The following is a 14,986-nucleotide window of genomic DNA, read 5'->3' on the forward strand; positions in this document are numbered from 1 at the left end:
TCAGTAGATAATATCTGCACAGAATGATATAATCAATATACCTATAAATGCAGAAAGTTATAAGCAAATGGAAACATGAAAGGCATGAAAAAAGCAGGAGCGTGAACAGCCATGAACCAGGTAATCAGTATCGGAAAACAGGATTACGCGTCCCTAAGAGAGGAAAACTATTTTTTTATTGACAAAACAGATTTTATAAAAAAATGGTGGGAAGCAGGAGATGAAATTACATTAATTGCCAGACCAAGACGATTTGGCAAAACTCTGAACATGAGTATGCTCAATTGCTTTTTTTCCAATAAATATAAGCAAAGGGCAGATCTTTTTCAAGGTTTATCAATTTGGAAAGAAGAAAAATATCAGAAACTTCAGGGAACTCGTCCGGTAATTTTTCTCAGTTTTGCAGATGTGAAACAGACAAATTATCTGGATGCAGTAGGCAAAATAAAAAGAATAATCGCCACTGTTTTTCAACAATTTAAAGAGCTGTTCCAGACAGAACTTTTATCAGAACAACAGAAGGCGCAGTTTAAAAATGTGACTCCGGATATGGATGATGTGACTGCTCAGAGCGCTTTACAGGATCTTTCCTGCTATCTGTCTCTTTATTATGGAAAAAAGGTGATTATTCTTCTGGATGAATACGATACTCCTATGCAGGAAGCGTATGTAAATGGTTATTGGGAAGAGTTTACTGCATTTATCCGTGGACTTTTTAATTCCACATTTAAAACCAATCCCTATCTGGAAAGAGCAGTTATGACTGGAATTACCCGGGTATCTAAGGAGTCCATATTTTCCGATCTGAACAATCTGACAGTGATCACAACTACTTCTGAACGCTATTCAGATTGCTTTGGCTTTGCCGAAAAAGAAGTATTTCAGGCGCTGGACAATTTTGGAAAAGGCGACCAGAAGGAAAATGTTAAAAAATGGTATGACGGTTTTACCTTTGGAAAGCAAAAGGATATTTATAATCCGTGGTCTATTACGAATTTTTTGAAGGAAGGGTATTTACGCCCTTATTGGGCTTCTACCAGTTCCAATGGTCTTATAAATAAAATGCTTCAAAGTGCATCACCGGAGATCAAAACAGAAATGGAAGTATTGCTGTCAGGGGGAATGATTGAAGCAAATTTTGACGAACAGATCGTGTTTGAGCAATTGGAAAAAGATGAAAATGCAATCTGGAGTCTGCTTCTGGCAAGTGGCTATCTGAAGGTGGAAGAAATCGAATACAGGGGAGAGATGCTGGATCCGTGGTATCATCTGAGTATTACGAATCTGGAAACCATGAGCATGTTTTCTAATATGTTTAAAGGGTGGTTTAGTGGGAGTCTGTCTGAGTATAATGGATTCGTTAAGGCTTTATTAATAGGGGATGTGGAGGCTATGAACCATTATATGAATGAGGTTGCATTGGCTACTTTTAGTTATTTTGATACAGGGAAAAGTTATTCGGAAAAGGAAGCACCAGAGCGTTTTTATCATGGATTTTTATTAGGGCTTATGGTGGAGCAAAGGGAAAATTATATCATACATTCCAACCGAGAGAGCGGATTTGGACGTTACGATATTATGATGATCCCCCGCGAGGGAAAAAGCAGTAAACTGCCAGCTATTGTATTGGAGTTTAAGGTTCATAATAAGAACCGGGAAAAAAGTCTGGAAGATACAGTGGAAGCGGCATTGCAGCAGATCATAGACAAAGCTTATGACCGAGAGCTCATTGAGATGGGATTTGTGAAAGAGCAGATCCGTCACTATGGATTTGCATTTGAAGGAAAAAAAGTACTGATAGGATAGGGGCCGTAAAGGAAGAAAATTATATATCAGCGTTATATATTAGACACACTTGACAATAATCCGAAATCGGACTATACTAACGAAAGTCCGATTTCGGATTATTTTGCGTTGGATCGAAGATACAATATTATGAAAGCGAAAATGAGGTTGGTAATTTTACGCGATCTGAAAACGAAAACACAGAAATGAGGTGAAGAACATTATGAAAGAAAGAGAAAATCAGGAAGAAACTTCAGAAACAATGCGGGCTGAGAAAGAAATAGAACTTTCCGAAGAAATAACTTTTAAAGAATTCTTTAAAGAAGGAAACAATATCTACAAGAAAAACTGCGCGGTCTATTACAAACTGGCTTCCCATTATGGGCTTACAGAAACAATGTTCGATATTTTGTACTTTGTCCGGGAAAATAAAGCAGGCTATACTCAGGCACAGATTTGCGAGAATCTGTACTTAAGGAAACAGACTGTGAATTCAGCATTAAAGAAGCTGGAAAAAGAAGGCTATATTTACCTGGCCAAGGACGCCGGAAATGGGAAGAGCAAAACCATTCATTTTACGGAAAAAGGGGAAGAACTGGCCAGAAATACAATTGATCATGTTTACGAAGTAGAAAAAAGAGCATTTGAAAGACTGTCTCCAGAGGAAAGATGGGGAGTCCTTTATTATGGACTGAAGCAAATTGAGATATTGGAAGAAGAGACAGATCGCTTTATACAAGAAAGCTAAAACTTAAAAAAACGATAAGAAATTAAAGAAAGATAGAATCGAAAAGGAGCAAAAATATATTTATGCAGATCAGATTATCCGATCATTTTACTTATAAGCGCCTTCTGCGCTTCACCTTACCATCTGTGGTTACCATGATCATTGCATCTATTTACAGCGTGGTGGATGGACTGTTTGTATCCAACCTGGTAGGAGCAATGGCACTTTCTGCAATTAATATCGCGTTTCCGGTAACCATGATCATCGGAGCAGTGGGCTTCATGCTTGGAACTGGAGGCAGTGCCCTGGTGGCGAAAACCCTTGGCGAGGGTAAACGGGACCTGGCGAATCAGTATTTTTCCATGCTGATTTACAGCATTATCGGAATTGGTGCGATATTGACTGTTTTATCATTGATTTTTGTACGGCCGATTATGCGTCTGGCAGGGGCAAGCGACCTCCTTATGGAGGACTGTGTCATTTATGGGACTATTCTTCTGGCTGGCAGTGTCCCATTTATGTTACAGGTCAGCTTCCAGAATTTCTTTGTAGTAAATGAAAAACCAACTTTAGGTCTGGTGTTGTCAATTGCTTCTGGTGTTACCAATATGGCACTGGATTACATGTTTATCGCAGTTTTCAAAATGGGGGTAGCCGGAGCAGCACTGGCAACGGTTATGGGATATGTGGTAGGCGGTGCATTTCCGCTGCTCTATTTTGCAAAGCGACGTGAACATGGATTGCAGCTGACCAGAACAAAGTTTTATGGAAAACAGCTTTTGCAGGCCGCATCAAATGGTTCTTCCGAGTTATTAAGCAACATTTCCGCATCTCTGATCAGTATTCTCTATAATATTGAGCTGATGAAGGTAATCGGGGAAATGGGCGTTGCCGCATATTCTGTAATGATGTATGTGGATTTTGTTTTTCTGGCAGCATTCCTTGGATTTTCTTCTGGAAGTGCGCCGGTAGTCAGCTATCGGTATGGAGCCGGAAATCATAAAGAATTAAAAAGTGTCTTCAGAAAAAGCATAACGATCATCGGGATTACGTCAATTGCCATGGTGATTGTTTCCGAGGCGGTAAGCTATCCGCTTTCTGCTGTTTTTGTGGGCTATGATAAAGAGCTTCTGGATATGACAGTGCATGGGTTCCGTATTTTTGCACTTGGCTATCTGCTTAGCGGAATTAATATATATGCATCCTCCTTTTTCACCGCATTGTGTAACGGTGCGCTTTCGGCATTCCTTTCCTTTAGCAGAACCTTGATTTTCAGAGGTGGAATGGTACTTTTGCTTCCAATGATCCTGGGACTGGATGGTATTTGGGGCGCGATTGTAGTAGCAGAGGGGCTTGGACTGATCTGCTCGTTAACCTGCCTGGTGAAAAACAGGAAAAAATATCATTACTAGAGCCTGTTTGAAAAAGGCTCTAAGCCATCTGACTTTGAATAGACAGAAAATGTACTATGTTTCTTGAAAAAGTGATATTGAATTTACACCCTGGTCTGTGGCATCATACATTTATGTATGTTAAACTACGAGAAGTAGAACAATACAGGTTAGAGCCTGTTTTAGGATTTTTGATCAGGGAGGAAAATATGGGAAATCAGAGAGAATGCGGTGTGCTGCTTCCAATCAGCAGCCTGCCGTCCAAATATGGAATCGGTTGTTTTTCAAAAAGTGCCTATGAATTTGTAGACCAGTTAAAGGCAGCAGGGCAGGGCTGCTGGCAGATTCTGCCTCTTGGCCCCACCAGCTATGGGGATTCGCCTTATCAGTCTTTCTCAACTTTTGCAGGGAATCCTTATTTTATCAGTCTGGAGGATCTGATCGAAGAAGGCGTGCTTACGGAAAAAGAGTGTGACGCTGTAGATTTTGGCACCAGGGAAGACGACATTGATTATGAAAAAATTTACAAAGGACGTTATAAACTCCTTCGGAAAGCATATGAGAGAAGTGACATTTCAAAGAATCCGGAATTTGTTAAATTTCAGCAGGAGCAGGCTTACTGGCTGAAAGACTATGCTCTGTTTATGGCTGTAAAGGATCGTTTTGGCGGAATTCCGTGGACAAAGTGGGCTGAAGATATCCGCCTTCGCTGGAACAATGCGCTGGATTATTACAGAAAAGAATTGTATTTTGAAATTGAATTTCAGGAATACATGCAGTTTAAATTCTATGAGCAGTGGGCGAAGCTGAAAGCTTATGCAAACAGAAGAGGTATCCGTATTATTGGAGATATTCCCATCTATGTTGCAATGGACAGTGCAGATACCTGGGCAAATCCGGGGCTTTTCAAGCTGGATGAGAACAATGAGCCTACACAGGTGGCAGGATGCCCACCAGATGGTTTTTCCGCTACCGGCCAGCTGTGGGGCAATCCTCTGTACAGATGGGATGTGCACAAAAATACAGGCTTTGATTGGTGGATAAAGCGCCTGGCTCATTGCTTTAATATGTATGATGTTGTCCGTATCGACCATTTCCGCGGATTTGATGAGTATTATGCCATTCCATATGGCGATAAAGATGCGAAGCGTGGCTGGTGGGAAAAAGGACCTGGCATGGATCTTTTTTGCACAGTTTCCCAGAGACTGGGGCACAAAGATATTATTGCAGAAGACTTGGGCTTTATGACAGATTCTGTAAAGCGTCTTGTGGAGGAAAGCGGTTATCCGAATATGAAGGTAATCGAGTTTGCCTTTGATGAGCGTGATACGGGAAATGCCAGCGATTATCTGCCGCATAATTATACCAATAACTGTGTGGTTTATACAGGAACACATGATAATGAGACCTTGCTTGGCTGGTATGCAGATATCACTCCGGAAGAACGCCATATGGTCCGTGAATACCTGTGGAATTTCCATGATGATGAGAAGGGTATTTGCAGAAATATGATCCGTCTTGTAATGGGAAGTGTTGCGGGAAGATGTATCATTCCGATTCAGGATTATCTACAGCTGGACAATACAGCACGAATTAACCAGCCGTCTACTCTTGGAATCAACTGGAGATGGAGACTGAAAGAGGGACAGTTCAGTAAAGAACTGCAGAAAGAAATGCTGACACTGGCTACCAGATTCGGAAGAAGAAACTGGACTCCCGATCCTGTGGAGGAAGAAACGAAATAATTTAATATGTAAATTTAATATCAAATAGCAGTTGCGGAAAAAGCTGTGTGAGAGTAAAATTGAGGGCAAGGGTATTTGCCCTCAATTTCGTATATATGGAGGAAACAACGTGGAAATTGAGAGAAAGTTTCTTGTAAAAAAAGAAAATCTCCCGGAAAATCTGGAGCAGTATCCGTGTAAGGAGATTGAGCAGGGGTATTTGTGCACAGAGCCGGTAGTGCGGATCCGGAAATCAAATGATAAGTATTATCTGACTTATAAATCAAAAGGCTTGCTTGCAAGGGAAGAATACAATCTGTCGCTGACAAAAGAGGCTTATGAGCATTTAAAATCTAAGGCAGACGGGATCGTGATTTCAAAGGTGCGTTATGTGATTCCGGAGAAAGATGGGCTTTCTATTGAACTGGATGTGTTTAGAGCGCCTTATGAGGGACTTCTTCTTGCTGAGGTGGAATTTCCAACAGAGGAAGCTGCGTTGACTTATCAGCCTCCGCAGTGGTTCGGGGAAGATGTAACGTATTCTACTAAGTACCATAACAGTACTTTGAGCAAGGGCAAAAATGACATATTGTAAGTCACGTGAATGGATGAATTCCGTGATCATAAAGGATGTTGACGCAAAGATTGCGAACAGTAATGTTTGCTAGAAGAGTACGAGAGGAGCCGGAAATATGAAAATCGGATTTATCGGATGTGGAAATATGGGTTCTGCAATGATCGGTGGAATCCTGAAAAAAGGTATATTTGAGAAAAATGAGATTATTGTTTCAAATCTTACAGAAGAGGGAAGCCGAAGAAGCAAGGAAAAACTTGGCGTTGTTACTACTTTGGATAACTGTGAAGTCGTAAAAAATGCAAAGATTGTTATATTGGCAGTAAAACCTCAGTTCTATGAAGAAGTAATAGGTGAGATCAAAGAGTATCTGACCACAGAGCATATGATCGTAGGAATCGCTCCTGGCAAAACACTGGCATGGCTGGAAGAAAAATGTGGACAGCCACTGAAGGTAGTGCGTCTTATGCCAAACACACCTGCACAGGTAGGGGAAGGTATGACTGGCGCATGTGCCAATGAGCGTGTGACGAAAGAAGATATGGAACAGATACTGGCTATTACAAACAGCTTCGGACGCACTGAAGTAGTACCAGAGAGATTGTTGGATGCGGTGGGTGCAGTCAGTGGATGCTCCCCGGCTTATGTGTTTATGTTTATCGAGGCAATGGCAGACGCAGCAGTAGCTCAGGGAATGCCAAGAAAGCAGGCTTACCAGTTTGCTGCCCAGTCCGTACTTGGAAGTGCGAAAATGGTTCTGGAAACAGGCATGCACCCGGGCGAATTGAAGGATATGGTCTGCTCTCCGGCAGGAACTACCATCGAGGGCGTTCGAATTCTGGAGAAAAACGGATTCCGCAGTGCCGTATTTGAAGCACTACAGGGGGCTGCTGATAAAGGTAAAAGAATGTAAAATAAAAAGTTATTAAATTGCACTGAATTAATAAAAATACAGATATAAATGATAACTTTGTTATAAAATTGATGAATGACATAATAAGGAAGAAGTAAGTGCGTAAATGAAAAGTTAAGCAATATAAATAAGCTGCATAAATAAGAAGGAGTTACCATGAGCAAAAAAGTATACATTTTTCTCGCTGACGGTTTCGAGGATATCGAAGGCTTAACCGTCGTTGATCTTATGAGAAGAGCAGGAATCACGATTACCACAGTTTCCATTAAAAATACAAAACAGATCACTACATCCCACGGAATTACCATGCTGACAGATACCACTTTCCGTGAAACTGATTTTTCTGATGCAGATATGCTGGTTCTTCCTGGCGGACAGCCCGGAACTACTTATCTTGGGGACTTTGAACCACTTACAGATCTTATAAGAAACTTCTATAATAATGGTGGTAAAATCGCAGCCATTTGTGCTGCGCCTACCGTTTTTGCAAAAATAGGACTTTTACATGGAAAGAAAGCCACCGCATATCCATCCTGCATGGATGGTCTTGGAGATGCCCTTCGGTTTGAAGATAAGATAGTAATCGATGGAAACATCACAACAAGCCGTGGCCTTGGAACTGCAATTGACTTTGGCCTTTCCCTGATTTCCCAGCTTCTTGGACAGGAAAAAGCAGATCAGATCGCAGAATCCGTAGTATATTACTATGAAAGTCCTGTGCAGCAGCCATGAATCCAGCATGCTTGCATGTTGGATTTATGGATATTGCACAGGCTAGACTGTATGAGTAAGTAGGGCGATAGCCCGGATTACGAATACAGTCAGCGATTGTGGGAGCGCCATAGGCGCGGAGCAATCGACTTTCATTTATGGTGATGTCTGCGTAAGCAGACATGTCCGTTTAGTATGAAAGTCCTGTGCAGCAGCCATGAATCCAGCATGCTTGCATGTTGGATTTATGGATATTGCACAATTTAGTGGAAAATCCATTTGACAGATAGACCATACCAACGAAATGGGGCGCATTTTGGAGGTTGTCTCTGAACAGATACGCTTTTTAGGAATTACATGGAAAACAATAAAAAAACACTGGCGTTTTTTATTTGGTTGTGTTATACTTCTACAATGACTGTAATAATAGGGGGAAACCCTGCGCATTTACAACCGCAGGATAACTGACTTTCACTCATGTGATGCCTACAGAAGCAGACACCATATGAGTGAAAGTCAGAGCAGCCCGGAATTTCCGGGACATGCTGCGGTATCATAAAGAAATGGACAATGTCTATCCGCTATGCACATGCGGCTGCATTGGACCTGACATTTTACCTGAAATATTAAGGAGGAACACGAAAATGAGTTTACAGGTGGAGAAATTAGAGAAAAACATGGCGAAACTTACCATCGAAGTTTCCGCTGAAGATTTAGACAAGGCAATGGAGAAAGCTTACCAGAAACAGAAAAGCAGAATCAGCCTTCCGGGATTCCGTAAAGGAAAAGCTCCTAGAAAGATGATCGAGAGCATGTATGGTAAGGGCGTATTCATGGAAGACGCTGTTAACTCTCTTGTACCACAGGAGTATACAAAGGCTCTTGGCGAGTGCGACCTTGAGATCGTTTCCCAGCCAGAGATCAATGTTACACAGATGGAGCCAGGTAAGGCACTTATCTTTACTGCTGATGTAGCTGTTAAACCAGAGGTTACTCTTGGAGACTACAAGGGAGTAGAGGTTCCGAAGTCTGACATCACTGTAACAGACGAGGAAGTTGACGCAGAGGTTAAGAAAGAGCAGGATAAGAACGCAAGAACAGTTGCAGTTGAGGATCGTGCAGCAGCAAATGGCGATATCACAACAATCGACTTCGAGGGATTTGTTGACGGTGTTGCATTTGACGGCGGCAAAGGAACTGACTATGCACTTACACTTGGATCCGGTACATTCATTCCAGGCTTCGAGGATCAGCTTGTTGGAGCAAACACAGGCGATCATGTAGAAGTTAAGGTTACATTCCCAGAGGAATACCAGGCAAAAGAACTTGCTGGCAAGGAAGCTGTATTCCAGTGTGACGTTAAGAAGATTGAGACCAAAGAGGTTCCGGAGCTTGACGATGAGTTCGCTAAAGACGTATCTGAGTTTGATACTCTTGCAGAGTACAAAGAAGACGTTAAGAAGAAACTGACAGAGAAGAAAGAAAAAGAAGCAAGAACTGCAAAAGAGAATGCAGCTGTAGATAAAGCAATCGAGAATGCACAGATGGATATTCCGGAGCTTATGACAAAAACAGAGTGCCGTCAGATGATGGATGATTTCTCCAGAAGAATGCAGCAGCAGGGATTATCCATGGAGCAGTACTTCCAGTTCACAGGCCAGAGCATGGACAAGATGATGGAAGATATGAAGCCACAGGCTCTTAAGAGAATCCAGACAAGACTTGTTCTTGAGAAAGTAGCTGAAGCTGAGAAGATTGAAGCATCTGAGGAAGAAATCACAGAAGAGATCCAGAAGATGGCAGACGCTTATAAGATGGAAGCTGATAAGATCAGAGAAGCTATCGGTGAGAGCGGACTTGAGCAGATGAAGAAAGATATGGCTGTTCAGAAAGCTGTTACTCTTATCGCTGACGCAGCTGTTGAAGTTGAGAAAGCAGCAGACGCTGAGTAATCAGAAAGAATGAAAGGCTCTCCTGTATCGCAGGATCAGGAGAGCTTACCTGATAAGAAAAGAGGGAATATATGAGTTTAGTGCCTTATGTCATTGAGCAGACAAGCAGAGGGGAGAGAAGCTACGACATCTATTCAAGGCTTCTGAAGGACAGAATCATTTTCCTGGGAGAGGAAGTAAACGATGTAAGTGCCAGCCTGGTAGTTGCAGAGCTGCTTTTTCTGGAAGCAGAAGATCCTGGAAAGGATATCCAGCTTTATATTAACAGCCCGGGTGGTTCCGTGACAGCTGGTATGGCTATTTATGATACCATGCAGTATATCAAGTGCGACGTTTCCACCATTTGTCTGGGAATGGCTGCCAGCATGGGAGCATTCCTTCTTGCTGGTGGTACAAAGGGCAAGAGATTTGCACTGCCGAATTCTACGATCATGATTCATCAGCCTTCTGGCGGAGCCCAGGGACAGGCTACAGAGATTCAGATCGTGGCAGATCACATTGCCAAGACAAAGAGAACATTAAATGAAATTCTGGCCGCAAATACCGGACAGCCGCTTGAGGTTGTTGAGAAGGATACAGACCGTGACAATTATATGTCAGCCCAGGAAGCTCTGGCTTATGGTCTGATCGATGGTGTTGTGATCCACAAATAAGGAATGCTGCCTGATGGCGGTATCCCCCATAACTGAAAACAAAAGAAACCCCTGGTGGAGTTTTCTTTTGCATGCTACTGTAAAAAAAGACTCCTGGGCTAACAGGAGTCTTATCTTGTAAAATGGGATAATTTTGCAAAATAGGTATATTTTAAAGAATAATTCCAAATTTTAATAAATAAAGAAATCTTTTTTCAGAATAGCTCTGAAGAAAAAGAGAGCTTTATGCAAGAAAGGAAAAAGTAAAGATTCATGGCTGAGAAGATAAGAGAGGGAAAAGTAAGATGTTCCTTTTGCCAGAAAACCGAGGATCAGGTCCGCAAGCTGATCGCAGGTCCGGATGGTGCCTATATCTGCGATGAGTGTGTAGGAATCTGCTCGGAGATCATGGAAGAAGAATTTGGAGGATATGATCAGGATGAGGTCTTCGGATCGGAAATCAATCTGATGAAACCTGAAGAAATCCACGCAATTCTGGATGACTATGTAATCGGACAGGATGAAGCCAAGAAAGCACTTTCCGTTGCTGTATATAACCATTACAAACGTGTTACTGCCTCCAGAAATCTGGATGTAGAGCTTCAGAAGAGCAATATTCTTATGCTGGGACCGACTGGTTCCGGTAAGACACTTCTTGCTCAGACACTGGCAAGACTTCTGAATGTGCCGTTTGCCATTGCAGATGCTACTACACTGACAGAGGCCGGATATGTAGGAGAGGATGTTGAGAATATTCTTCTGAAAATCATCCAGGCTGCTGATTATGACATTGACAGGGCACAGTACGGAATTATTTATATAGATGAGATTGATAAGATCACAAGGAAATCCGAGAATGTTTCCATCACCCGCGATGTTTCCGGCGAAGGTGTGCAGCAGGCACTTCTGAAAATTCTGGAAGGAACGGTTGCAAGTGTGCCACCGCAGGGCGGCAGAAAGCATCCTCATCAGGAGTTTATCCAGATTGATACCACAAACATTCTGTTTATCTGTGGCGGTGCTTTTGATGGTCTGGAGAAGATCATCGAGGGCAGACAGGATACCAAGGCAATCGGATTTGGGGCTGAGGTTACTTCCAAGAAAGAGCAGAATGTGGGAGAGCTGTTTAAAAAGGTAATGCCAGAGGATCTGATCCGTTACGGTCTGATTCCAGAGTTTGTGGGACGTGTTCCGGTACTTGTAACACTGGATGGACTTGACGAGGAGGCACTCCTTCGTATCCTTCAGGAGCCGAAGAATGCACTGACCAAACAGTACCATAAGCTGTTTGAGCTTGATGGCGTAGAGCTTGACTTCGAAGATGATGCACTTCGCGTGATGGCGAGAAAGTCCATGGAGCGTAAGACTGGCGCCAGAGGACTGCGCGCGATCATGGAGAGCACTCTTATGGATCTGATGTATAGGACTCCATCTGATGATACCATTCGTAAATGTATTATTACAAAAGAAGCTGTAGAGGGAACTGGTGAACCTCAGATCGTTCACGGGGAAGCTCCTGCGATTCCGGCAACTACGGGAAATGCAGGCAGGAGAAACCAGCGTGCGCGTAAGAAGGGCACTCCTGAAACAGCCTGATGAAGGGATTTAAGAATAAATGAGTGAACCGATCAATGTACTTCCTGCTCTTGCATTACGAGGAGCTACCATCCTTCCGGGAATGATCATTCATTTTGATATAAGCCGGGAACGTTCCAAGAAGGCAATTGAAGCTGCGATGCTGAATGATCAGAAGATTTTTCTGGTCACGCAGAAGGATCCGCAGATAGAAGATCCAGTCCTGACACAGCTTTTTCAGGTGGGAACGATTGCATATATTAAGCAGGTAGTGAAGCTTCCGGATAATCTGATCCGTGTTCTGGTGGAAGGCACCACAAGAGCAGAGCTTCTTGGACTGGAACAGGAAATTCCGTATCTCAGAGCCCAGACGGTTCTGATCCAGGAAGAGAAAGAAGAACTTCCACAGGCAATGCTGGAAGCAATGCACAGGAGCATCAAGGAACTGTTTCACACCTATTGCAGCAAAGGCGGCAAAATCGGAAAAGAACTGGCAGCCCAGATCATGAATACAGAAAAGGCTCCGGAACTGATCAAGCAGGTTGCTGTGAACCTGCCATTGTCATGGCAGAGCAGACAGAAACTTCTGGAAGCTGTGAATTTGTCTGACAGGTATGAGCTCCTTGGAGCTATTCTCAGCAACGAGATAGATGTGCTGGATATCAGCCATGACCTGCAGCAGAAGCTGAAAAAACGGGTGGATAAGAACCAGCGGGAATATATTTTAAGAGAACAGCTGAAGTTGATCCGCGAGGAACTTGGAGAGGATAATACGGCTGATGAGGCAGAGGATTTCCGGCGAAAAGCAAAAGAGCTTACCGCTTCCCAGGAAGTAAAAGACCGTATTTTGAAAGAAATCAGCCGCTTTAAAATAACCAATACAAATGCAGCTGAGAGCAGTATTTTAAGAGGGTATATTGAGACCCTTCTTTCCCTTCCCTGGGATAAGTGTTCTGAGGATTCTGAGGATCTGAAAGCTGCATGGAAAATCCTGGAAGAGGGACATTACGGCCTGAAAGATGTAAAAGAGCGGATCATGGAGTTCTTGTCTGTGCGCAAGCTGACCCATAAGGGAAAATCCCCGATCCTCTGTCTGGTAGGACCTCCTGGAACAGGTAAGACTTCCATAGCGAAATCAGTTGCAGAAGCTACCGGTAAGCGCTATGTCCGTATCTGTCTGGGGGGTGTGCGGGATGAAGCTGAGATCCGCGGACACAGGAAAACTTATGTAGGTGCCATGCCAGGAAGAATCACGGTTGCCCTGCAGCAGGCGAAGGTCGCCAATCCGCTGATGCTTCTGGATGAAATTGATAAGACCAGCAGCGACTATAAGGGAGATACCTCCTCTGCACTTCTGGAGGTGCTGGATCCGGAGCAGAACAGCCATTTCAACGATCATTATGTGGAGCTTCCCCAGGATCTTTCCGAGGTACTGTTTATTGCAACGGCAAATGATATTCAGGGAATCCCAAGCCCCCTTCTTGACCGAATGGAGGTCATTGAGATCAGTGGCTACACCGAGAATGAAAAAGAGCATATTGCGAAAGAACACCTGATTCCGAAGCAGATGGAAGCCAATGGAATTGAAAAAGGCAGGCTTTCCATTCAGGGTGGTGCACTTCGTAAGATCATCAACAATTATACAAAAGAAGCCGGTGTCCGTAATCTGGAACGACTGATCGGGCAGATCTGCCGTAAGACAGCCCGTCTGATCATGGAAGAGGGAAAAGAAAAAGTCACTGTTACAGGAAAGAATCTTGAAAATTTCCTGGGACAGGCGAAATATGATTATCTGATGGCCAATAAGAAGGATGAGGTTGGTATTGCGCGTGGCCTTGCATGGACACAGGTGGGCGGCGATACCCTTCAGATCGAAGTGAATATTATGCCTGGCAAAGGAGAGTTTGTGCTTACCGGTCAGCTGGGAGATGTGATGAAGGAGTCTGCCCAGGCTGGCATCAGCTATATCCGTTCAGTAGTTTCTAAGTATGGAATCAGCCAGGTGTTTTTCCAGGAAAATGATATTCATGTACATATTCCGGAAGGCGCTGTTCCAAAAGATGGCCCGTCAGCCGGAATTACCATGGCGACGGCCATGTTTTCCGCAATTATTGGGAAACCGGTACGTGCAGATCTGGCAATGACAGGTGAGATTACATTGAGAGGCCGTGTCCTTCCAATCGGAGGACTAAAAGAGAAGCTTCTTGCTGCAAAATATGCCAAGATCAAAGAAGTACTTGTACCGAAGACAAATAAGCCGGATATTAAAGAACTGGATGAAGAGATCACAGATGGACTGAAGATCACATTTGTAGAGAATATGAATGAAGTGCTGGAAAGAGCACTTGCCTGAAACGAGAGGACAAAAAATGGTAATTAAAAATGTTTCACTGGATATCGTTTGCGGTATCACCAGCAAGCTGCCGGATACAGGGAGACCTGAGATCGCTTTTGCAGGAAAATCAAATGTAGGAAAATCCTCCCTTATCAACGGCCTTCTGAACCGCAAAGCACTGGCAAGGACAAGCTCCCAGCCCGGTAAAACACAGACTATTAATTTTTATAATGTAAATGATTTTATGTATCTTGTGGATCTTCCGGGATATGGATATGCCAAGGTTCCGGAGACAGAGAAAGCGAAATGGGGAAAGATGATCGAGCGCTATCTTCACACCTCGCAGACTCTGAAGGCAGTATTTCTGCTTATCGATATCCGCCACGATCCTTCAGCAAATGATAAGCTGATGTATGACTGGATCGTAAATAACGGATATAATCCGATCATCATTGCGACCAAGCTGGATAAGCTGAAAAGAAGCCAGGTACAGAAGAATGTAAAGGCGATCAAAGATGGACTGAAGCTGCGCCCGGGAAGCAGGGTCATTCCTTTTTCTGCTGAGACCAAACAGGGAAGAGATGAGATCTGGGCATTGATGGACGAGTTGACCGGTTTTGCACCGGCAGCTACGGCCGAGACTGAAAACTGATACTACGAGGAAAAA

12 protein-coding genes are annotated in these 14,986 nt (G+C 43.3%); all 12 read left to right on the plus strand.

The window, feature by feature from the left end:
* Nucleotides 1–111 precede the first annotated feature (111 nt).
* Complete coding sequence (locus ACTQWB_RS01080) at nucleotides 112–1,806, plus strand: AAA family ATPase (protein ID WP_441499952.1); 1,695 nt, start codon at nucleotides 112–114, stop codon at nucleotides 1,804–1,806.
* A 202-nt stretch (nucleotides 1,807–2,008) separates the two neighbouring features.
* Entirely contained in the window at nucleotides 2,009–2,533 is a 525-nt protein-coding gene (locus ACTQWB_RS01085; RefSeq protein ID WP_441499953.1) for a MarR family winged helix-turn-helix transcriptional regulator, read from the plus strand.
* Between the two features lie 62 nt (nucleotides 2,534–2,595).
* Entirely contained in the window at nucleotides 2,596–3,924 is a 1,329-nt protein-coding gene (locus tag ACTQWB_RS01090) for an MATE family efflux transporter (protein ID WP_441499954.1), read from the plus strand.
* A gap of 188 nt (nucleotides 3,925–4,112) precedes the next feature.
* Nucleotides 4,113–5,648 carry a 4-alpha-glucanotransferase gene (gene malQ, locus ACTQWB_RS01095; RefSeq protein WP_441499955.1) on the plus strand — a complete coding sequence of 512 codons (1,536 nt, stop codon included), beginning with the start codon at nucleotides 4,113–4,115 and terminating at the stop codon, nucleotides 5,646–5,648.
* 109 nt (nucleotides 5,649–5,757) lie between these two features.
* The gene (locus ACTQWB_RS01100; RefSeq protein ID WP_441499956.1) at nucleotides 5,758–6,222 is read left to right on the plus strand and encodes a CYTH domain-containing protein; all 465 of its coding nucleotides are present in this window, start codon (nucleotides 5,758–5,760) and stop codon (nucleotides 6,220–6,222) included.
* Between the two features lie 97 nt (nucleotides 6,223–6,319).
* Nucleotides 6,320–7,114 carry a pyrroline-5-carboxylate reductase gene (gene proC, locus ACTQWB_RS01105; RefSeq protein ID WP_441499957.1) on the plus strand — a complete coding sequence of 265 codons (795 nt, stop codon included), beginning with the start codon at nucleotides 6,320–6,322 and terminating at the stop codon, nucleotides 7,112–7,114.
* Nucleotides 7,115–7,270: 156 nt separating this feature from the next.
* Nucleotides 7,271–7,846 (plus strand): DJ-1 family glyoxalase III, encoded by a 576-nt coding sequence (locus ACTQWB_RS01110; RefSeq protein ID WP_441499958.1) that lies wholly within the window; start codon nucleotides 7,271–7,273, stop codon nucleotides 7,844–7,846.
* A 623-nt stretch (nucleotides 7,847–8,469) separates the two neighbouring features.
* A complete protein-coding gene (gene tig, locus ACTQWB_RS01115; RefSeq protein ID WP_441499959.1) occupies nucleotides 8,470–9,777 on the plus strand; it encodes a trigger factor in 1,308 nt (435 codons plus the stop codon).
* Nucleotides 9,778–9,848: 71 nt separating this feature from the next.
* Complete coding sequence (gene clpP / locus ACTQWB_RS01120; protein WP_441499960.1) at nucleotides 9,849–10,430, plus strand: ATP-dependent Clp endopeptidase proteolytic subunit ClpP; 582 nt, start codon at nucleotides 9,849–9,851, stop codon at nucleotides 10,428–10,430.
* Nucleotides 10,431–10,682: 252 nt separating this feature from the next.
* Complete coding sequence (gene clpX, locus ACTQWB_RS01125; protein WP_441499961.1) at nucleotides 10,683–12,005, plus strand: ATP-dependent Clp protease ATP-binding subunit ClpX; 1,323 nt, start codon at nucleotides 10,683–10,685, stop codon at nucleotides 12,003–12,005.
* Between the two features lie 19 nt (nucleotides 12,006–12,024).
* Nucleotides 12,025–14,337, plus strand: a complete 2,313-nt coding sequence (gene lon / locus ACTQWB_RS01130; protein WP_441499962.1) for an endopeptidase La — start codon at nucleotides 12,025–12,027, stop codon at nucleotides 14,335–14,337.
* Nucleotides 14,338–14,353: 16 nt separating this feature from the next.
* Nucleotides 14,354–14,971 (plus strand): ribosome biogenesis GTP-binding protein YihA/YsxC, encoded by a 618-nt coding sequence (gene yihA, locus ACTQWB_RS01135; protein ID WP_441499963.1) that lies wholly within the window; start codon nucleotides 14,354–14,356, stop codon nucleotides 14,969–14,971.
* The last annotated feature ends 15 nt before the right edge of the window (nucleotides 14,972–14,986 follow it).

Source organism: Blautia sp. HCP3S3_H10_2 (assembly GCF_052122375.1).
Taxonomy (GTDB): domain Bacteria; phylum Bacillota; class Clostridia; order Lachnospirales; family Lachnospiraceae; genus Blautia_A.

Bases quoted from the DNA above. Each gene is read 5' to 3' on its own strand.
- lon (WP_441499962.1), top strand. From the start codon at position 12,025: ATGAGTGAACCGATCAATGTACTTCCTGCTCTTGCATTACGAGGAGCT.
- malQ (WP_441499955.1), top strand. From the start codon at position 4,113: ATGGGAAATCAGAGAGAATGCGGTGTGCTGCTTCCAATCAGCAGCCTG.
- ACTQWB_RS01090 (WP_441499954.1), top strand. From the start codon at position 2,596: ATGCAGATCAGATTATCCGATCATTTTACTTATAAGCGCCTTCTGCGC.
- ACTQWB_RS01110 (WP_441499958.1), top strand. From the start codon at position 7,271: ATGAGCAAAAAAGTATACATTTTTCTCGCTGACGGTTTCGAGGATATC.
- tig (WP_441499959.1), top strand. From the start codon at position 8,470: ATGAGTTTACAGGTGGAGAAATTAGAGAAAAACATGGCGAAACTTACC.
- proC (WP_441499957.1), top strand. From the start codon at position 6,320: ATGAAAATCGGATTTATCGGATGTGGAAATATGGGTTCTGCAATGATC.
- clpX (WP_441499961.1), top strand. From the start codon at position 10,683: ATGGCTGAGAAGATAAGAGAGGGAAAAGTAAGATGTTCCTTTTGCCAG.
- ACTQWB_RS01080 (WP_441499952.1), top strand. From the start codon at position 112: ATGAACCAGGTAATCAGTATCGGAAAACAGGATTACGCGTCCCTAAGA.
- clpP (WP_441499960.1), top strand. From the start codon at position 9,849: ATGAGTTTAGTGCCTTATGTCATTGAGCAGACAAGCAGAGGGGAGAGA.
- ACTQWB_RS01085 (WP_441499953.1), top strand. From the start codon at position 2,009: ATGAAAGAAAGAGAAAATCAGGAAGAAACTTCAGAAACAATGCGGGCT.
- yihA (WP_441499963.1), top strand. From the start codon at position 14,354: ATGGTAATTAAAAATGTTTCACTGGATATCGTTTGCGGTATCACCAGC.